Origin of the sequence: Paenibacillus tundrae (assembly GCF_036884255.1) — a bacterium.
GTDB lineage: Bacteria > Bacillota > Bacilli > Paenibacillales > Paenibacillaceae > Paenibacillus.
This window is the reverse complement of sequence record NZ_CP145605.1, coordinates 868,699-890,437: the sequence shown is the minus strand read 5'-3', so window position 1 is coordinate 890,437 and position 21,739 is coordinate 868,699. Positions and strand designations below refer to the sequence as shown.

The following is a 21,739-nucleotide window of genomic DNA, read 5'->3' as shown; positions in this document are numbered from 1 at the left end:
ACCCATTTTTTTATTTCGTTTAAACTAAAGCTATGCCAATACAAAAAAGCTCCATCGCAAATGCGATGGAACCCTTTGATATAACACTATTTTCACATTAAGACTGCAGATCTGGAATACGAAAGGCAACACTTGTTCCACGCCCTGGCTCGCTCGCGAGCTCCAGTGAAGTCCCGTATTCAAATCTCAGTCGCTTGTTGATATTCCGCAGGCCTACGCCGTGCTCACCATTCGATTCGTTTTGTTCCAGTAGTAGATCTATTCGCTCGGGAGAAATGCCGACTCCGTCATCAATTACAGTGAATAGCCAACCCCCTTCGGATCTCTCTGCTTTCAATTCTACGGTTCCGCCTTCGATTCGAGCTCCGATACCATGACGAATGGCATTTTCAACCAATGGCTGCAACAGCAACGGCGGCATCTTCGAGCGATAAGCATCTTCTGGGATATCATATTTGAAGCTGATCCGATCCCCGAACCTTGCTTGCTCAATCTCCACATACGTTTGAATAAGCTGGAATTCTTCATCAAATTCAATTCGTTCATCTGTATTGCTGAACCGGAAGCTCCCTCGTAAATAATCTGCCAACGCAATAATCATGTTCCTTGCACGCTCCACGTCAGTATAACTGGAAGACACGATACTATTGAGGACATTATATAGGAAGTGCGGCTTAATCTGTGATTGAAGGAATGCTACCTCCATATGGACTGCCCGTCCCAGCGACTCCTTCATAGCAAGCAAACTTCCAATTCGAGCTTTTAGTTCTTCCAGATCAAATGGCTTGGGCAAATAATCGTTGGCTCCCACCTGGAATGCCGCCACTTTATCCTGCGGTTGCAGCGCTGCTGTTACCATTAGCACAGGCAAGTCTAGCAGTGAGTACCGCTTGCGAATTTCAAGACAGACTTCATATCCAGACATACCAGGCATCATCAGATCAAGAATGACTAGATCAATTCTGCCCGGCTGGTTGATCTGTTCAAGCGCTTCGTATCCATCTTTGACCGCAATAACACGATAATTGAGCGATTGCAACGCATCCAGCAAAACCTTCAAGTTCACATACTGATCATCGACAATCAATACCGTCCGCTGGCCATCGGGATTCATAATATATGGCGTTGAGAATGAATATTCCTTTTCCAAAGGCTGAGCATAGGATGTAGATGAAGGAACCCATGGGTCGCTATGTTGTAATGCCATCGGCAGTGTAAACGTAAAGGTTGTGCCAACTCCCAACGTAGACATGACAACAAGCGTACCTCCCTGCAGATCGATCAGTTGCTTCGCAATTGGCAGTCCAAGCCCGAAGCCGCGTTTCCGTGTTTCCTCCGTGGATTTGAACGGCTCGTAAATATGCGGCAGATTCTCCGGGTCAATGCCTGCACCTGTGTCCCTAACTTCGAATTGGAGCAACCCTCCGTGTTCTTTCCCCGTGACAATAATCGTTCCATGCTCCGTGTGCTTGATCGCGTTATCGAGCAAATTACTGATGACTTGGCTTATCCGATTTTCATCAGCTTGCGCGAGAGGTAAATCCGCTGGAACCTGATTGACGAGTTGAATGTCCTTATCTGTACAGAGATAGGCGTAGAAACGAATCTGAACCTCCACGACAGAACGCACATCCACTGGTGCAAGTACGATCCTGAATTCTCCCTGTTTCAGTTTGGACAAGTCCAGAATGTCATAGACGAGCTGAGATAGCTTTCTGGTCACCTCAATCATTAATTGTAGCTTTTCTCGTTGCTCTGCTGTAGCTGGATTGGCAACATCATCGAGCATGGATCGTGATATGTTCATCACACCATGCAGAGGTGTCTTGAACTCATGCGAGGTACGCGCAAGAAAATCATCCTTGTGTTTATCTGCCTCCAGCAGTTGCTCGGAAAGCTCCTCAATCCGTTGAAAAGCATTGGAAAAGCGAAGCGACATTAACAGCGCAAGCATGAGGAGCACAAGAAACGGCTCAACTGGCGCAAATGAATAAATGGGTACTCCGAAATATACGTTCAAGTTCTGGTTCAGGATCATTGCGTTCAAAGCCATAGCCGCAACGGCAAGATACCAACTACCAGCTACCTTATGTAGAACTGCGTGAACAAACACATAGGTTGCGTACAACAAAGCTAATGTGACATATAGTGACGTCACGAGACGCAGCAGTCCTGTTGTAAGCTGTGTAGCGAAGCCCAGATGCAGGAGGAGTAAACATGTCCCTGTAACCAAGCCTCCTTTCGTGAGCCATTTGTGGCTGTAGGGGCGGAATGCGGTATACACATACAGGAAAAAGCCTACGCCTACCCCAACGGTTACCACCATTTGAATTCGGAAATAGAGCCAGAAAGGGAATGGCCCAATCACATCAAACAGTACTCTCTCACCACTGACACTTGTAAACGCCGCGATAAACAAACAGACGAGTCCAAATACGACAAGAGAAAGGTCGTTCCTCCGCTGAGAGAATAACCCGATAAAATAAAGTCCCATGATCAGAAACGCGGTTAATACCACCCAATCATGTGCAGTCGCGAGATCCCGAATTCTTGAAATCTGATCAGCCTTACCTAATTGAATCGATTCACCAATTCCACTAGCAACGCGAAATTCGTGGTTGGCGACCTCGACGAGAATGTCGTTCCACCCCTGTTTGAGTGTGAAGTAGCTAACATAAGGCTTATTAAGTGCCCGATAATCCTCTTCCAGATTAGGATCTCCGCTGGAGCCTACGACTTGACCATTGACGATAAGCCTGTTAGAAATCAGAACAGCTGCCGTTTTGATCCCATATACAACACTGTCATCATCGATTAGAATCCTCAACCGGTATGTAGCCACGCCTAACGTGTCCATCTGCTTGGCCCAATAACCAGGTACTTGAATCAATGAAGGTGGCTGATCTGCCATTCGCTCTGAATCAATTGGGTGGCTGAAGAGTAGTCGATGGGGATAAAACTCCCATTGTCCATCCAACCGAACGACACCGTTCTCTTCAAATGCCCAATTGGTTAAATCCATCGTTCCATCGGTGGCAATGGGCATCGTTTTTTTATTCATTGTGAAATATGTCAGCAATAACCCATAAGTGGCGAACAGCATCGCTATTGTAATAAGCGCCGCAATGATTTTACGACTCATTGGGATGCGCACTCTGTCTTTCCATCGTTTGTCGAACCAGTAACATAGTTTCCTCCTCTAATTCTGTGCCAAGCTGAATGCGTACCGCCTGTTCCAGCTGCAAGCAAACACGGTATGCTTCGCTCCGGTTACCAAGCTCCAGATGGAGTCTGATGAGCGCGCGGCCGTCAATCTCGGAGTCTGGGTGTAGCTTGAGTAGCCGCTGTAAACTATCCGCCGCAAGCGAGAGCTTTTCTTGGCTACGGTAATACTTATTCCATTTACGAAGAACACGAACATACAATGATTTGATCTCCAACTGTCTGGCAATCGCCCAGTCAAAATTGCATCCATCCATATAATCGCCGGTGTACATCTCGTTCATCTGATTGTAATGCTTCTCTTGCATATTCTCTTCGTCCAATATTTGGTTGAGCAGCGTCTCAAATGGAGAGACATCTATTATGATATCGTTTAGCTCGGCAGAGAAACCCTGATTTCCTTTGCGAATATGGATGGGTATATCCTGATCCGTCAAGCTTCTCCGAAGATAAGAAAGACAAGTATACAAATACGATTTGGCTTTGTCGAGGTCGTACCCCGGCCATAACGCTTCAATAATGACGCCGGCATTCACGCGCTTACCTTCATGATGAATCAGGAAGGCACAGAGCTCTCGCTCCTTTTTGGTTTTCCACACGACTTCTTTGTCGGTCTCAATCGGTGATATGATATGGAACCCTCCAAGAGAATGAACCGATGGAACAGGAGCCTGATTGGGCCGCACTGTGTCTGCTTCTTTGTAAAGGTTTTTGGTTATCCGTGCAACTGTATTCTGTAATCTGCCTACCGTAAAAGGCTTAAGTAAATAGTCAGTTGAATCGATCTCGAACGCTTCCAGCGCATATTCCGCGTAGGCTGTCGTGAAAATGATGGGTAACTCAGGAGAGATATTTCTGATGCGGCGCGCAGCTTCAGTCCCCTTCATACCCGGCATCTGGATATCTAAGAACACTGCATCGACCATCGTTTGGCTTAGAGCATCAATTGCCTGGATGGGATTGAGATACCTTCCGGCAACTTCGACATTCCCCACTTGACCAAGCAATATTTCGAGCAAATTCAATGCATCTTCTTCATCGTCAATTAACATGACACGTATCATTGGCTTCTGATCTCCTTTTCGGTTCATGCTAAAGGCTAGGGCTTCGAGTCCATGTTCACATTCGATGATGATTTATATATTTATCGGGCGGGTAGCTTCGTCTCGTTAGACTCTTTTCATTCTCAGCGATAAAGTGGTTCCAAACTACTACGTTTCGTCGTTCATTTTTTGTGTCTTTACTCTTGTCGAACTGGAGAAGCTGCTCTACAATGAAGCTCGGCAGGCTCTTAACCTGCAAATTAAGATTTGGAGGAGGCCTGAACGATATATGGAAATTTCACTGGATATGATCAAAGACAAAGTCGAATGCTTGCAGGCTTATGACTTCAATGAACTAGAGCGAACGATTGAGGACCGCATCGGAATCAACAAAGCGCTGATGCTACGGGTGAAGCAAGTTCAGCATCAAGTGACGTACCACCCAATTCTCAATAAGATGTTATATAGTGCCGTTGTGCATTTTGCAATGGATTGATGATACATAGCTAAGTCGATGGGAACAGCGAAAACCCGGATTGATCTACTCAATCCGGGTTTTCGCTGTATTGTGATAATACTCTTTTTCAATCTCTTAGTCTCAAGTTCAGCAATTTCTTTTCGATCTTGCTCTAATAGAAATCGTAGTTGGAATTAATACATCGTAAGATAAGTTAGTTGATAATTCTATGACGGTATCAGGATAGTCTTTATCAATTAGATTTGGCGAATGGTACCTTCTGCAACATGCAGAATATAATTTCCAACCAGATATAGCTCCCAATGCTTGATAGATATGCTATTGCTCCATTTACTTTTCGTTATAGAGATCTTCTGTCTTATACACGTAATAACCCTCGTAATGGTAACTTGCATCGATACCTTTCATATAAATCTCACGGTCATTGATCTGATCCGTAAGTGCTGCTTGAAGTAGAACCTTGATCTCGACATCTTTAATAGGACTTCTCTCCATCGCAAGCAGATAGTCTTCTTTATCAACCTTACTCCAATCGATAACTTGCCTGATTTCCTTTTTCAACATGCAATCAAGCCATATTCTTGCACTTCTCCCATTTCCCTCTCGAAAAGGATGAGCCACATTCATCTCAACATACTTTTCGATGATTTCCTCGAAGGTGGATTGCGGCATTTTGGAGACATTCTCAAGCGCAGCTTCAAGGTACATCACAGGTGCGAATCGAAAGCCACCCTTGGCTATGTTAACCTCACGCACTTTTCCGGCAAAATCATATATTTCTTCAAACAAACACATGTGAATATGGGATAATGCCTTAAATGTTCCGATTTCTAACGTATCCAGCAAACCCGTCTCGAATATTTCAATCGCTTTTTTCTTACTGAGTTTTTCTTCCACACGAGCAAGCTCCGCAGAATCGGTAATACCTAACTTGTTTTCCAAAGCCATAGTTTAACCTCCGATCAAACAAACATTTGTTGAAGTTAGCTTGTGCTGATGCAGAATGATAGCGCCATGGAGAATGCACCATGTTGAGTGGTATGTGCAATTTCTGCATATACCACTTTTTCATCGAGCTCCCAGTATCAAAAATGCTCTTCAAATGAACGGGAAATCGATGTTCTGTCCACATCTAACACTTCCCATAATAACCTTTTGATTGACCCATATCATCTCGTCTTCACAAGAACTTCTACTTTCTCATCCCCATCATACATCAAAAATTTGATTTCTTTCATCAGGTTCTCCCATCTATACACATGATTAAACCTTTTAGACTCTATTAGCTTTCAACCAATGGGTCTGCCAGTCCAGTTTATAAATCGCGTCACACAATCCATTGTGACACTTCATTTTAGATAAGCATCTTGTATAAAAGCCACGAATGCCTCCAACAGATAATGAATGGTAATTTGATCCATCTTCATGTATCTCCCCAATATCCATAACTTTAGCCATTGCTTCTTGAATCTTAAACATAAACTGTAAAACACAAAAATAGAGACATCGTGCATCCTTGTGTTAAAAAGGAGTTACCGTATTGAAGCAAGTTCAGCATCAAGTGACGTACCACCTAATTCTCAACAAAATGTTATATAGTGCCGTTGTGCATTTTGCCGTAGATTGATGGGACAGAGAATCTTGCAAACAGACAAAAACCCGGATCAGGCTCCCATGCCAGTCCGGGTTTCTACACATAAACGGTTAAAGCTAAACTTCCAGTGACTTGCACAGCCTAGCATAGCCTAATAGACGGCAATCCTATCCCCCAAGATCGTCTTGTTCTGAACTGGATTACCCGCGATGTAGACCTTTCTTAAAGAGGTAAGCGCGCTTAGCGGGTTGAGATTGGATATCGCATTATTCTCTACGTGTAGTATCTCCAGCTGTTTCCAGCGTTTTACGAAATCAAGCGTTTGGATGGAACTGTCCTGTAGAGTAAAGGAACGTATCTCTGTTAAACCTGTCAGGTAGGGCGTTATCCGTTCCAAATCGTCAACATGATTGTTATCGAGAGAGAAATACGATTTATTTAAATTCAACTGCTCCAGTACGCCGTTATCATAAGGAGCTTCTCCCTCCAGCTGGAACGTACACTCCAAGCATTCAAGTGATGTAAGATTCGATAGTTGAAAAAGTTCCCGCGTTTCCCCGTAAAAGGATGTCTCGCTAGCGTTCAATATGCGCAGCTTCGGCAGCCAATTCAACGCCTTCACCTGAGTAAAGCTGCCTGACTCCAACAATGAAAGCTCCTCTAGCTGCGGGAACCGTATCACATCGCCACCGCTGATCCCGTTGCTGTTCAGATTAACGGTTAAGTGACTAACCACGGGTGCATGAAGGAGCGGCACGAAGGAGGAAGGCAGCGCCAACTCCGTTACACGGGGGAGATTGAGCTCTGGCGCCGTGCTGTAGTAACCAGACACCGTAAGCGAAGACAACGAACTCAGGCTGTTGATTACTTGCAGCGTCTCCTGAGCTCCTGCATCCGCAAGCCTCAGCCTGGTGAGTGATGCTTTGTTCCGCAATGGCTCCAGACTAACAAGGCTGGCCTGATTTACATCCAGAGTATGCAACTTAGGCATGCTGGCTACAAAATCGAGCGTCCTCAAATTCCGCACGTTGTCAAACGTTAACTCTTCCATTTGGCTGAGTGCATACAGACTGCTGAAGTCAGTCGCTTCACTGGTGCCGATACTTAATGATTCCAGAGAAGGAAGCGTGGACAACCAGCCCAGATCGTCTATAGTTGTAATCGCAAGTGAACGGAGTGGTAGCTGCTGCAGTATTTGAAAATCGGTAACCGATTCATCAACGTATGTAATGCTTAAATTCTGTAGATTGGAAAATTCAAGCAATTGCGCCATTTCTTCATTGCTGCGTATCTGAGTCGTTAATTGCTGAATGCGGCTCTTGTCACCGAAATAAGAGGCGAATACATGGAACGATTCGTTGAAGCCAGACGAATAACTTTTCAAATTCTTCATATGACTGAAGCTCATGTCTCTCGTCTGGGTTATTTCATACTCCCCATTTAAGTCCAGCCCCGTCAGACCCGAAAACGCTTCGAAATCCTTCTGCTCCATTCGCTGGGTATTCAGCACTTTATCTGTCACGACATATTCTTTCCATTCTGGCTGCTCGTTTGTGAAGGGATCGTCGAAGCTGTACCTGAACCGCCATCGGTCATCCGCTTTATCCACGGATAAAAAACGAATGCTAGCAAGTTCCTCTGACGACGGCGCAGTCTCCGTCTTATCAAAGATGTCTCTCAAGAAGAGTTGCAGCACCTCGCTTTCAGGCTCTGTTCGTACAACATGAGATTGGCTTACCCCTCCTCCACTTCCCTGATTGGCGAAAATCCATATAAAATAGACGGAAAGAGCAAGAACCAGCAAACCCGCTAGCAAGCCGTTCCGTTTTGGTTTTGACCTGACAGGTCTGGTTGGAACAGCTGTCCCGTGATAATGGTGGACGGATTGATCTACATGGTATACGTTATTTTCCTGGAGCAGCAGTTCCGTCTCACAGAACGGACATTTGAACAACCTTTCCCCTTTAGGCTCTATCTTACCATTGCAATTCGGACATTTCAGTTGAATAAATGCCACGGTACACCTCCTGCATTTATAAAAAATCAAGTTTTCATCTTATACGCAGTAATCCACAGTAGGTAACAAGCACTCTAAAGTGAATTGTCCGTTTTGGCACCTTAGAACGGAGCCATCTTACTAGCACAAAACAACTAAATTATAACACAGCCTTACTTCATGTAGATTCAACTCTTATTTGATGTTATGTTTATGTCCCTTGCCTTGCTAACGCAAAAACGAACTGTCCAAGCCATGTCTGTGGCTTTGGGACAGTTCGTTCTTCTCGCAGCTCTCTCTTTAAACATGATAGAAAGATTGCCGTCTTTGCCTTTAGTGAATCGAAGAATTGAAATAGCCGCTATTTCTAATGAGTCTACCTATATCTGTAGTTATCTATCTTTATCCATCTGCCATTATACTCATGCTTATGACGCATTGTTAGCAACCAACATATACCCGCTCCCCCGAACTGTAATGATCCGCTCAGGCTCGGCTGGGTCATTCTCGATTTTTTTGCGTAAATTACTAATGTGTACTGCGACCGTTCTCGTATCCTCCAGACTTTCCATGCCCCAGATGATTTGAAACAATGTATCCACACTGATGACACGATTCACGTTTTGTGCCATGTAGGATAGCAGACTGAATTCCTTTTTGGACAAAAAGACCGCTTTCCCGCCTATGTTGACAGACTGTGTATAGAAATCCAAGGTCAGACCGGGCAATTCTAGCAATTGCTCCCTTCTGCCTGACGACACTCTACGGAGGTGCGCCTTGATCTTGGCCATGAGCACACCTGGACTGAACGGCTTGGTCACATAATCGTCTCCACCATAGGTTAATGCGCTAATTTTCACTTCGTCTTCTTCCTGGCTGCTCAGGAAAACAATCGGCGCACTCGTAAAATTACGCGCATTCCTGCACCAATCAATACCGTTCTCATTAGCCAGCAATATGTCCAGTACAATCAAATCCGGCTCAAACGTTGTAAGCAGCTTCATCGCTTCCGTCCCGCTATGACTGAAGGTGGAGATAAACCCCTCCCTGTCGCAATATACCTGAACAATCTCGCATATATGGGGATCATCATCGACGATCATTATTTTGTAAGTGCCCATCCTATCATCCCCTTCCTTCCCTCTCAATACAAGGAAGCGTTACATAGAATGTCGCTCCCAACTTACCGTCACTCTCCGCTCGAACTGTTCCGCCCTGTGCAAGTATGATTTCTCTGCAAATGGCTAGCCCCAGTCCAGTACCCTCAGTGCCCTTACCCAACCCCGGTTGATCGTATCTGTAGTTACGTTCGAAAATTTGCTCCAGCTGATCCGGAGGAATACCTATTCCAGAATCCTGTATGCTAATGATCGCCTGCCCAGTCTGATTCACCTCGTTCACAGCTAGGGCAATACGCACCTGCCCTCCTCTGGAGGTGAACTTCATGGCGTTCGACACTAGGTTAAATAAGGCCTGATCTACTCTTTTTGCATCCATCTCGACAATAGGCAAGTTAGGGAATTGATCTTCCACATCTCCGAAATCTATTATAAAATCCAATCCTGCATCACGCACTACCAGCTCATACTGTTCATAGAAATGACGCAAGAAGGAAATGATCTGAACCGGCTCCATTCGGTATGAGACTTGTCCAGTCTCCAAGTGTGATAAGAAGGATAACTCCTCAATCATGCGGTTAATCCTGATCGTGTTCTCCCGAATATACTTCAGATATTGTTCATTCCGCTCCGGCTTGACTCTGTCCTGCACAGCTTCTACGTACCCAAGCATGCTGGACAGCGGCATACGCAGGTCATGCGTAATATAGGCGAGTAGCTTCTTCCTTCCTTGCTCAGAGTGAAGTAACCGGTCATACGAAGTACGCAGATCATCATGAGCTGTAGATAAAGCCTGAGTGCGTTCCTGCACGGTTCGTTCCAAATTCATATTCATTTCAACTAGCTTGTCGTTCGCATTCTGCAATTCACGTGCAATTCTCTCCTCATTCGTTGCTGTCTTCGTAAATCTCGAAGAGAGTAAAATCATCTGTGCGAACGTGAATATCAATAAGCCAAGCGGGGCTGTATTTCCGATCACCGACCATCCGCTGTAATATAAAAAATCATTTACAACCGTGACCAACGTAACCATCGACACCAAGAGAAAGATCAATGCTCCCTCCATACGTCGCATAGCTGCTTGAACCAGCCCGACCATCAGATAAACCATATGTAAAACAACCATTACACCGATCGCCAGCAATAATTTTGTATATATCAGTGCAGGAGTTATCACAACAAGAATACAGAATGCGCCAGTTACGATTCGGGTACTCAGACGAAACCATCGCGACACATAATGCGGAAAAATACAATCAAAATACATGGTGATGATATAACCGCTAACGCAAAGAATCAGATACTCCATCTTGAACTGCAATTCCCAAGGAAACTGCGGAAACCATTGTGTAATCATGATCTCTCCGCCTAACAAAGAGCGAATACCAAACAACACAGTGAACAGACCAAAATATAACGGAGCCTTGTCCTTACGTCGCAGCATGAACAACAGCAGATTATATATGCCAATGACCAGCAGGCTTGCCGTGATGAACATGTCTGCAGCGATTTTCAGATTTGTCTTAACCGTTAATACGTTACTGCCACCTAATTCTATAACCTTAGTTATACCGCCACGCTTATGATTGAAATTAGCCACTTGCATAACCAGTTCTACCGTATCGTTTTCAGGTTGAAAAAACAGCAGCTTCGTTCCCAGATGCGGAGTCATGCTACGCTTGTCCTGGCCTACCTCACCAACTTCAGTCAACAGTTCTCCGTTCACCCATAATTTGTAGGCATGGAAAATCGAAGGTAGTCGCAGAGCAAGGCGCTGATTCCGATCCTGCTCGCTCAGTTGGATGACCAGGCGATAGGTTGCATATCCTGTACCGCTCAGCTGCTGACCCTCTAAAGGATAGCCTAGCCAGGAACTCGGGATGCTGATCCAGTGATCCTGGTTCCCATCCCTTTCTGTACGAACTCGGATATCCTCAGGCGACAAAAGCTCTTTCCAGTAAAACGCCCACTCCCCTGTTAACTTTTGCGGATTCGTACTGACTTGAACCTGCGTTAAATCCAGAACACCTGCTTCACTTTGGAACTTAGGAGAGTCCGGCACAGAGAGAACGAAGTAACCTGCAACCGAGCCCACAACAATGGCCGCAACGATATAAAGCCAGATCGCACGAGAACCCATTCTAAGACTCTCTCTCATTATGTACTCAACCCCAATCTACAAGAGCGCAATAAGTAAGTTGATCATCCAAATAATATCATCATTACAGCAGAATGTACCCTGCAAATTTCTAGGAGGGGTTGAGATTGAACATCACGATACATCGCCTGTCACCAGACGTTCACGGCAAAAACCACGCCAACAATTGTTAGCGTGGTTCATAATCCTAATACGAATTTCTTATTTGTTATAGAGCCTGTAAAGGAATACCGCAGCTTCCGCTTTGGTTGTGTTTCCTCGCGGATTGACTTTGTTATTGCTGCCTTCGATCAACCCTTCATTAATCAAGGTAGCTACACTATCCACCGCATAGGGAGCAATTTGGGACTGATCGGAGAATTTCTCCAGGTTTGCAGCTGTCCCTTGATTATTCAGCTTTTTCTCAAGTTTCAAGGCTCTTTCAGTCAAAACCATCATGTCCTGCCTTGAGATCTTGTTATCGCCACCAAATCTATCATTGTCTAGGCCATTCACAATACCAAGGGCTTTGGCGATTGCAATTTCATTATAGTAGTAAGCATTCTCCTGTACATCACTGAAATTGCCATTTACCTTTGCGGTCAATCCTAGTGCCCTAACAAGAGAATACAAGAAATCTGCTCTTGTTATATCGGTTGACGGATTGAATACATTTCCTTCTGTCTTGAGAATCTCCTTGGAAGCAAGGACTTCGACTGCCTTTCTTGCCCATGTGGTTTTTCCGAGATCAGTGAATGTCTTGGATACGTAAGCTACCGCGTAACTGTTGAAATGAGTTGTTGTGAAGGTTACCCGATCCGTCTTCGGATCATAACGTCCGCTCGGTAATGTAACCACATCACCATTTCCGTCGATGTCCCATACAACGATCATTTCGTGATTTTTCTGTTCGTCCGCAGTCAGCTTGTAAGGTAAGGATATCGTTACAGGCGCACTTGGATTATTCCAGACGGTTTCTTCACCGTCAACCGTAAGCGTAAGCTGTATGAACGGCCTATCTCCGAGATCCTCCTTTACTTCCGCCGGGAGCTTCGACTTGTCGCTTTTTGCAATTTTCAGAGTCACTTCCTTGCTACTTTCAGCTATGCCGGTCAACATGTTGCCTGATATTATAACGTCACCTAATTCAGTCGAAAGCGTCAGCTTATCATCCTTTGTTCCACCTGTCAGTGCCACAGCAGGCAAACCCACCTCATATGCATTCACGCCTTGCGCCACAGGTATGTCTATGGTGGCATTTTGCGCCAGCAGCTCCTTTGCCTTGGCCAGATCCAGTGTTAAAACAGCTGTCGTTCCATTCTTCACCGTTGTCTGCGGGGTCACTGTCTCATTCTGAACAACTGTTGGTGCTGGTGCCGGCGTTGAAGGTGTATTTGGATTTGATGGGTTCGATGGGTTCGATGGGTTCGATGGATTAGACGGGATAGACGGAGTCTCCGTCTTGCCATTTGTTACTTTTATCGTATACGTATTTACCGTACCATTGGCAGCTGTTACCTCTACATTGATGTTTGTTACTGTACCAGGTGTCAGTGATATGGCTTCGGAAGCTGTACCACTAGCAACAACTGTACCATTCACTTTAATGGTTGCCCTGTTGTCCGCTGCTGTCGCAATTACGTTAATGTTATTAGCATCCTGCAAGGAAACAGCGTATTGGGTCGTTGCTGCGTCGAAAGTCGGTTGCAGTGTTCCACTACTCAGTGTCAATCCGCTGAGATTAAGGTTCACATTCACATTATCGCGGGGTGTATAGATTCCGAGATCGCCAAGATCGATTTCATTGTTCTGGATTTTCTCGTATTCACCTTCATAGAATTCATCCAGATATGAATGTCCAAGAATAAATCTGTCTGGATTCGCGGCTCCATAGTAGCCGGCATTGGCATTGCTCTGACTGTCAAACAGTACATAGCTTCCCTGCCATCCTGAACCAGCCACGCCCCAACTGATAATATGATCCATGTACGGAGAGAACTTGTCGAACATTTTGTACAGCAACGCATACTGATAACCCAGGGCATCCGATTGTCTGACATTAAGCGTTGCAGGAGCAACGGCACCACCACCTGGGGTAGTCGTTGGCATCTTAAGGTCAAGTTCTGAATACGCGATCCCGGACAGAAGACCTTGGTCAATGAGAGAAGCATAGAGAGCTACGGCATATTGGTTATCGCTTGCAAGGGTCTTCCCAATCGAATCATGTCCTTGAATACCAACGTCTTCAATAAGAGGTCTTCCGTCATATAGTGGATCAGAGAGCCATGCGGTGTTCAGCGCGCGAACCATGTTGTATACCGTTCTCGCCTTGGTACGATTAGAGATATCGTAATCGTTGTAAGTCAGCTTTGGAGGATCGTTGACAATGTACGCGTCAATACTTCCTGCATCGTCATTTCCATCGAGCTTCATATACTCGGGAAGGTCAGCGTAATTGGCTTTGTAAGCCTCCGCCATCTGGGTATTAGGTGCGGCGATGTGCGCGTATTTGAACAGCAAGTAAATGTAATGCTCGGAGATATCGCCGCCAATCACATCATCCGACATTGCAGCAAGCCAGTTGGTGTTTTTGAGTGTCTGTCTCCAGCTGTTCGGGTCCTCAGGAATCGTCTCGCTGTGACGGCTTTCGTGAACCTCTTCATTGAGTACATCCCATGAATGAAACGGAATTACTCCTCGGGATATGCTTGAGCCATACTTCGTATCTGTAGTCAGGAAGTGCCGCATTACATACATGGTGTGGTTAAACTGCACTCTTCTGGCCATTTCTTTGTCTACTTTAACCGTGGTTGTAACACCGTTACCCAATCCGTAGTAATCGGTTGTGCCATTGTATCCCAACGTAATGGTCGCAGGAATCATTTGTCTCATCCATGCAGGAGCCTGGTTATACCATGCTAGAACGTGGCCGTGGGACTTGTACTGTCCGGGAGTTCCAGAATCTCTGATTGCTTGATAAGAGTTGGTCGGAAAACTGTATTCTCCTATACCAGGAGTGGTGGTTGCGCCGATCAGAGCCTCGTCAGTAACACTTTTCAACCAGCTTGGACCGCGGGGATGCGTAGCATCGGCTTTGAGATTATTGCCATCGACAAAGATTTCATAATGATTGGCTCTCGTTCCGGTTACTGCTCCGGTTCCAATCGTACCGACCATGAACTTGCCATTGTCCCTATTGTAAATATCCTTTAAAGGCGTTACTGCACTCTGGTTTTCCTTGTTGACTACGCTCGGAAGTGGAACTCCGTTAGGGTCGGGTTCGGTTATTTTGATATTGCCGACAAGAAGCATACTGGTTTCTGCAGGACGTCCGTTCTCACCATGGAGCTCAAGAATGAAGTTAGAGGACATGCCTGTGGTAGCGGTAATACTGTGGTGCTTCAACAACCAGGTTTCACCGTTGTAGCTACCAGTCCAGTCAGGGTTAAGGTTGTTATAATCGTAATCTCTGAGGTATGCATCGATGTCAGAGCCAGCATTTCTGAGCCTCCATCTCATAAATTTACCTTGAGCGCTCTTGGGATAATACACATCAAAATCAATCGTTGCGCCTTCAGGGACATGTACACTCGGTGACAAGGGGGACTGAATGGACATCCCGCCGAAGTTGCCTGTCCCGTCATGGACGTAATTGATCTGAAGAACATCAGCTTTACCTTGGGAATCTGCAAAAGGATACGGAATCATTGTGAATGTGCCTCCAGCAAAGTCTGCGGGAACACGATTATCGAGTGGTGGATTTTTGGCAGACCAATCATTGGTGGGCTCTGTAATTTTTACAGGTAGCTTCCCCGTACCTGGATCAAGACGAAAATAGGGATCTGAGCCGTCCGATTTGATCGTTTCAGTGAAATTCACTATGGCTTCTTGAAGGCTAGCTATAGCCTCGCTTGTGGGAGTCAGCGCATCACGCGCATACTCAAGCGCATGATCAAGATCTTGAAGTTCATTGACATTAACCCAGGGAAAAGCTTGATTCACATCAGAGCCATCGCCAGACTGACTAACTTGAAGCGGGAATTCCTGGTTGCCAACCTTGAGAGCCTCAGCTTGAGCAATGAGATCGTTCAGTTCCACAGTCATATTAATATCAACGGTCATTTCGTCTTCAGCCGCATCAGCTTGGACAGGAGCAAATGTAAATACGGAGAGCAACATGATGACTACGAGCATGCGGGAAACGTTTTTTAAACATTTTTCACGATTCATCTTCGTTTTCTCCTTTTCTCAAGGCAATTTCTAAACTCGTCTTAGAGCTGCCTAATAGAGTAATATGGATGATGGATGGATTGGATATTAGATATCTTATCTTTCTGTATTTTTCCTTGATTAGCTCATCCCTGGCTTAACGAACAATACACACCTCCCTTTGATGTTGACCAAAAAATATTTTGAAAGCGTATTTACAAAAGTGAATGACGATACGCTCTCAACTGTCTACAACCTTACGATTGACGGCAGTTGAGTGAAGCTCAGCAGTTCCCCACCTACATTGTAAACTCTCTCTCTGCCACTCTGAGTTGATGATTGATAATATGATATACACTCCTTATAATTAACTCCATGGATGAAGTTGAGATGCTTTGTATTTTTTTCGAAAGCGGTTACACTAAATCCCCTCCTACAGCTCACGTCTACTCTTTTTTGGAGGTCTCCAATTCTAGATCACTATGTTGTAACGAAAAATGGAGATGATTATGGACTACAAAGAAATCAATCCGCAAATCGAATATTTCATCAATAGGCGTTCCACTCCGAATTGGATTATTGAAGATGCGACAACGAACTTTATTGATTTATCCTTTTTCACAAGTGGGAAAGCTGTTTACAAAGTGAATGATGAATATGTTGAAGTCAATCAGGGCGATCTCATATGTATTCCACAAGACAGTCGGCGAAGCGCAACTACGGATGCGAACAATCCGATCGAAAGTTTTGCTATTAATTTTCAGTTATATGATATTAAGGGCAATCATGTGGAGCTTCCCTTTCCGTTGATAACCCATATTGGCTTCTCCGAAGAATTATTATCTTTATATAATGAACTGACACTTGTGTGGTTGAAGAAAGAGCCGGGATTTGAAATAAAAGCTCGTGCGCTGCTCTTGATGATTCTTCATCAATATTTCAAGCGCTTCTATTATAAAATTAACGTTCAGAACATAGACAGCAGAATCCAGAAAACCATCAAATATATCCTGAACAATCTCCACCATCCGATCAAAGTAGAAGAACTTGCTAATATTGCCGGCGTAACAACCGCATATTACGGAACACTTTTCAAGAAGTGTACAGGCTCTTCTGTAAAAGAATATATTAATAAAATGAAGATTAGCAATGCGGAGAATATTCTGCTTAGCGGTGAGTTTACCGTAATGGATGCCGCATATAAATGCGGTTTTGAAGATATCTTTTATTTCAGCAAGCTATTCAAAAAAATCAAAGGATATCCACCCTCCAAAATCCTATTGGACAAAAAAATGACCGAATTGACGGTTCCTCAACAACATAGTTCTTACAATCAGGAACAGGAGTAAGTAAATAGGGACAAATTAGTTCCTCTATGGGGCATCCTGTCTGTCCAACATCGATCAAAGCCCATTGCTGGAATTAAGTTAGAAGTATCCATTACGTACGTTCTATTACTGCTCGTAGCATGCAAAATACCCCCACTAATCAAAGCAGGGGCTTAACACCGATGCATCCTTATCATTCATAATTTCTCACCAACAACACCACCGATTCTACATGGCTATATCTCTAAACTGTCATTGGATTGAATTCATTAACTCGTAGAAATATGTAGGTTCATGAGTTTTATTAAGACGATACCAAGCATCCAACGTTTTGGGAGAAAACACATCTAACTCTTTTAACACATGAACGGAAAACTCTAATGGAGCTACTCCGGATGCAGTGATCAATTTCCCATCGGTGACCGCAGATTCCATATTGTAATATTCTTCGCCTGTGTAAGAGGGGCAGATCATTTTAAGGTAGGCCATATCATTACTTGTGTGCCGACGTGAATCTAGCAAACCTGCTTGAGCAAGTCCTATGGTAGCACCGCAAATTGCTCCAACGACGATCCCTTCCTCTAAACATATCTTGGCTATTTTTAATATGGGCTCGTGAACAGCTTCTGTCCATGTATTTCCACCAGGTAAAATAAGTGCATCTATGCTTTTAATACTGCATTCATCCACTGTAACTTCAGGTATTATTTTCAATCCGCCCATGGTTGTTACTGGCGTCTTTGCTATTCCAACAGTGACTATTTTTACTGGAGACAGCCCCTGTCTGAAGTATCTTCCAGAGTTCAATTCGGCGGTTAAATAACCGATCTCCCAATCGGACATGGTATCAAACACATAAAGATATACGGTATTATTCATTTCTAAGTGCTCCTCATAAAGTTATTAGTAACAGCAACCATTCATCTTTCATGAGTGGTTATCATTATAATAAAATAACTTCACTGACAACTGCTGTCAGTGAAGTTATTAAGCTTGATAATATTCCATTAACTCTGATGCTACCGCCACGAGTTTATTCTTGAGATTCTGTGGCTCTATAACGTGAATGGATTTCCCATAAGGAAAAATGATATAAGGAACATGTGTATACAGTAAATCTTCTTCAAGTAAAAAAGTGGCTTGCGTTGCTGTTCGCTCCTGTAAATGATGCTCCAAAAACCAGTGTAAGCATAAATCATCCAACGCCTCTGCCCTGCCACCAACAATTAAAGAGATTAATCCGGGTTTACCTGCTACATCTGGCAGTAGATTTCCTATAAAAAAAGTACGCGCTGAAAAATCTTTGGGACGACTAAAAGAGAATGGCGTGCGTGTGATGTTCAGAATTCGTTCTACCCGAAAGCTTCGGATCTCATTCCGAAGGTGGCAAAATGCAATCGTGTACCACTTATTGTTCCAATTCACCACGCCATACGGGTCAATCACCCTATTTTGCGACTGCTCTTCATGTTTTTTGCGATAACAAATTTCTACAGACTCTTCATTTGCTACAGCATACTCTAGTTCTTGCAATACCGGCTGAACAGCGGGGTAGCCCTTCCGATTTATCACTTCAAACCCGGCTAATTGATGGCTTAGTAACCTTTCCTGCTCCTGATTCGAATACATTTTCAACTTGGATGTTGCATTCTCTAATGCTTCACTCAACGGATATCCGGCTTCTTTGGCAAATAGGGCAGCATGAAGCAATGTCTTTTTTTCATCCATACTAAATAGTAGGGGGGACTTAATAAAATTGTGCAGCAAGCTATACCCGCCATTGTGGCCTGAGTCAGATATGATCGGAACCCCACTGGCACATAATGCATCAATATACCGATAAACGGTTCTTATACTTATCTCTAACTTTTCTGATATTTGCTTGGCTGTCCATTTCTCTCCCGAATTCAACATCCATAGTATGGTTAGCATATTATCATTTTTGGACATAACAAAACCCACCTTTGACTTATGCGAAGCTATTGTTCTCAACGAGGACTGATAGGCTCAGCAACATGCTTTTTGAACGCATAATACCCAATCTCAGGAGATTGTAGCACATTACATCATTATTGATCGCAGAATTAGAAAAAAATAATTAGTATAGAATCGTTAAAAGACCCAAGCATTAGATGCTTGAGTCCGAATCGAATTGGTAAATGTGAATTTTTTAATTAAGCATTTCTTGTGAGCATCGCTACAGACTCCACATGCACGGTATGCGGGAACATATCAACCGGCGTAACCTCCACCGTGCGATATCCGCCATCCTCCAGCACACGCAGGTCACGTGCCAACGTACTTGGGTTACAACTCACGTACACCACGCGCTCTGGCCTCATCTCCAGAATGGTATCTAGCAAACGAGGATCACAGCCTTTACGCGGTGGATCGACGACGATGACATCGGCTTCGATACCTTGCTCTTTCCAACGTGGAATCACGTCTTCAGATGCACCAACTTCGAACTTCACGTTCTTCATCTCGTTCAACATCGCATTGCTACGAGCATCCTCGATAGCTTCAGGCACAATTTCAACCCCATATACCTGATCCGCATGCTGTGCGAGGAAAAGAGAAATTGTACCGATGCCGCAATAGGCATCAATAACTGTTTCTTTGCCGCTGAGTCCAGCGTACTCTACCGTTTTCCCATACAGCACTTCCGTCTGAACCGGGTTCACCTGATAGAATGAACGAGCTGAGATCGCAAATTGCACATCGCCAATAAAGTCATAGATTACATCACGGCCCCATAGGACGCGGGTTTCATCCCCGAAGATCACGTTCGTTTGTTTCTTGTTCACGTTCTGGCAGATACTCGCCACATGCGGGATCGCTTCACGGATACTGCCAATCCATTCGTCCTTGTACGGAATATCTCGACCATTGGTAACAAGCACGAGCATCATCTCGCCTGTACGGAACGCCTTTTTCACAACGACATGACGCAACAGTCCACGGCCAGTCTCTTCGTTATACGCACTAATTCCAAAATGACTGCCGATCTCCTTCACCTTCGCAACCACTTCGTCGTTGTGCTCATGCTGGATGAGGCATGTTTCCATGTCGATAATCCGGTGGCTACCTTTTGCATAAAATCCACCCACTAGTCCACCTTCCGTTACACCAATCGGCACCTGTGCCTTATTGCGGTAACGCCAAGGCTCGGTCATGCCCATCGTAGGGAGTACGCGAATACCATGCGCTGTGTCTTCTTCGTTTGCGATACCTTCTAGTCGCAGACGGATGCGGTTACTTTCGTTACTGTTAGCATCGGAAGTAGCCTGTCCAGTTGTCTGATTCGCATCCTGTTCCAACTGTCCCTCAAGCTTCGCCGCATCCACTGATACATCTTCCTGCAAGTTGGATGCCAGTGTCTCCGCGTCCTCCACCATCACATTCAGCTTACCAATCCGCTGCAAATTATCCACCACGAGCTGGCGTTTCCACGCAAGCTGTCCAGCATAACTCATATGCTGGATCTGGCAGCCACCGCACTGATCATAAATTGGACATGGCGCAGATACTCGATCCGGGCTCGCCTTCACAATCTCCAGTAGCTTAGCATAGCCATACTGCTTCTTGGTTTTCATCACACGCACACGTACAGTTTCGCCCGGAAGTGCACCTTGCACAAAGAGTGTGTATCCATTGGCACGGCCTACGCCCTCACCATCATGGTTCATGCCAATAATGTCGATGACCGTCTCTTCGTTTTTGCTAACTGGTAATCCTTCGATTGACGCAGATTCACGCGCACGCCCCTGCGGACGAACGGTAGAAAGAGATGCACCTTGTGGCCGTCCCCCTTTCCCTTGCTGACGTGTAGATGGACGAGATGATTGACTCGACTGACGGGATGCTGATGCGTTCCCTTGCCCCTGAGAGGCAGCCGAATTCCGGCGGTTTTTTCCACGACCGCTGCGGTTCGTATTAGACAACGTACATTCACTTCTTTCTTCTTAATATATAATCAACTCTAACGAACCCTAGACACCTTATTTACATCAAAAATAACGTTCCAAAATTCTAACGAACTTCAGAGACGTTATTTCATTCTACAATGGCGTTTCCATATCTTTTTGGGTCATTTCAGCCTAAATAGCGACGCTGAGATTCGTTAGATTTCGAATTCTACTCATTTCGCCAGAATAAGGCTTCTTGGGTTCGTTAGCACGAACCCCATGAGATTATACGTGATCTCAGCAATCGCCGCAACTGGAAAAGCTCTACGTTTAACCACTCCGTCTATAGACTCATGCATGTAGCATCTTGCTCAACAGAAGAGTGTTTCCTACCGCTTACAGCTCTAGCACACGGTACCTCAATTCATGATAGCGGTGGCAAGAACTTTTCTCCGTATCTGGATCGAGTCCCAGTTGAGGCTCTCTTTCCTGCTGACTTATGTTTACTTTCGCGTCTTGCAGCAATTGTGGTTGAAGCTAGCCCGTCTTGTAGCACTTCCGACTACATCTTCCGCTCTTTGTGCCACTCTGGTTGTCGCTTGACTACCTTATTCTATTTCCAATTTGCAACGTCCACGTCTAACACCATTTCTGATTGGAGCTTCCAAGTAACGTAGCACGTTTAGTTACAACTCAAACTTCTGTG

The 21,739-nt window shown here is 44.8% G+C and carries 12 protein-coding genes; 2 read left to right on the top strand and 10 right to left on the bottom strand.

The annotated features are described in order from the left end of the window. Positions 1-97: 97 nt before the first annotated feature. Positions 98-3,142: a sensor histidine kinase gene (locus V6W81_RS03955; protein WP_338541637.1), complete on the bottom strand. Its 3,045-nt coding sequence runs from the start codon at positions 3,140-3,142 to the stop codon at positions 98-100. Next, complete coding sequence (locus V6W81_RS03950) at positions 3,132-4,286, bottom strand: response regulator (protein ID WP_338541635.1); 1,155 nt, start codon at positions 4,284-4,286, stop codon at positions 3,132-3,134. Before V6W81_RS03950 ends, V6W81_RS03955 begins: the two co-directional genes overlap by 11 nt. 268 nt (positions 4,287-4,554) lie before the next feature. Between V6W81_RS03950 and V6W81_RS03945 the strand changes: the two genes are divergently transcribed. Then, the gene (locus tag V6W81_RS03945; protein WP_145410194.1) at positions 4,555-4,761 is read left to right on the top strand and encodes a DUF2536 family protein; all 207 of its coding nucleotides are present in this window, start codon (positions 4,555-4,557) and stop codon (positions 4,759-4,761) included. A 312-nt stretch (positions 4,762-5,073) separates the two neighbouring features. Here the strand turns inward: V6W81_RS03945 and fic are convergent, their stop codons facing one another. The 5 genes from fic to V6W81_RS03920 all read right to left on the bottom strand — a co-directional run bounded on the left by fic (position 5,074) and on the right by V6W81_RS03920 (position 15,818). Further along, complete coding sequence (fic, locus tag V6W81_RS03940) at positions 5,074-5,691, bottom strand: protein adenylyltransferase Fic (RefSeq protein ID WP_338541632.1); 618 nt, start codon at positions 5,689-5,691, stop codon at positions 5,074-5,076. A 797-nt stretch (positions 5,692-6,488) separates the two neighbouring features. Beyond that, entirely contained in the window at positions 6,489-8,354 is a 1,866-nt protein-coding gene (locus tag V6W81_RS03935) for a leucine-rich repeat domain-containing protein (RefSeq protein ID WP_338541630.1), read from the bottom strand. Positions 8,355-8,761: 407 nt separating this feature from the next. Then, a complete protein-coding gene (locus V6W81_RS03930) occupies positions 8,762-9,454 on the bottom strand; it encodes a response regulator transcription factor (protein ID WP_338541628.1) in 693 nt (230 codons plus the stop codon). A gap of 4 nt (positions 9,455-9,458) precedes the next feature. After that, complete coding sequence (locus V6W81_RS03925; RefSeq protein WP_338541627.1) at positions 9,459-11,609, bottom strand: sensor histidine kinase; 2,151 nt, start codon at positions 11,607-11,609, stop codon at positions 9,459-9,461. 201 nt (positions 11,610-11,810) lie between these two features. Further along, positions 11,811-15,818 (bottom strand): S-layer homology domain-containing protein, encoded by a 4,008-nt coding sequence (locus tag V6W81_RS03920; protein ID WP_338541625.1) that lies wholly within the window; start codon positions 15,816-15,818, stop codon positions 11,811-11,813. Between the two features lie 488 nt (positions 15,819-16,306). Between V6W81_RS03920 and V6W81_RS03915 the strand changes: the two genes are divergently transcribed. Further along, positions 16,307-17,146, top strand: coding sequence for a helix-turn-helix domain-containing protein (locus V6W81_RS03915; protein WP_338541624.1), 840 nt, complete (start codon positions 16,307-16,309; stop codon positions 17,144-17,146). A 231-nt stretch (positions 17,147-17,377) separates the two neighbouring features. Here the strand turns inward: V6W81_RS03915 and V6W81_RS03910 are convergent, their stop codons facing one another. From V6W81_RS03910 to rlmD, 3 genes are all read right to left on the bottom strand, one after another. After that, the gene (locus tag V6W81_RS03910) at positions 17,378-18,004 is read right to left on the bottom strand and encodes a type 1 glutamine amidotransferase family protein (RefSeq protein ID WP_338541623.1); all 627 of its coding nucleotides are present in this window, start codon (positions 18,002-18,004) and stop codon (positions 17,378-17,380) included. Between the two features lie 108 nt (positions 18,005-18,112). Beyond that, entirely contained in the window at positions 18,113-19,075 is a 963-nt protein-coding gene (locus V6W81_RS03905) for a helix-turn-helix transcriptional regulator (RefSeq protein ID WP_338541622.1), read from the bottom strand. Between the two features lie 224 nt (positions 19,076-19,299). Next, positions 19,300-21,069 carry a 23S rRNA (uracil(1939)-C(5))-methyltransferase RlmD gene (rlmD, locus tag V6W81_RS03900; RefSeq protein ID WP_338541620.1) on the bottom strand — a complete coding sequence of 590 codons (1,770 nt, stop codon included), beginning with the start codon at positions 21,067-21,069 and terminating at the stop codon, positions 19,300-19,302. Between the last annotated feature and the right edge of the window lie 670 nt (positions 21,070-21,739).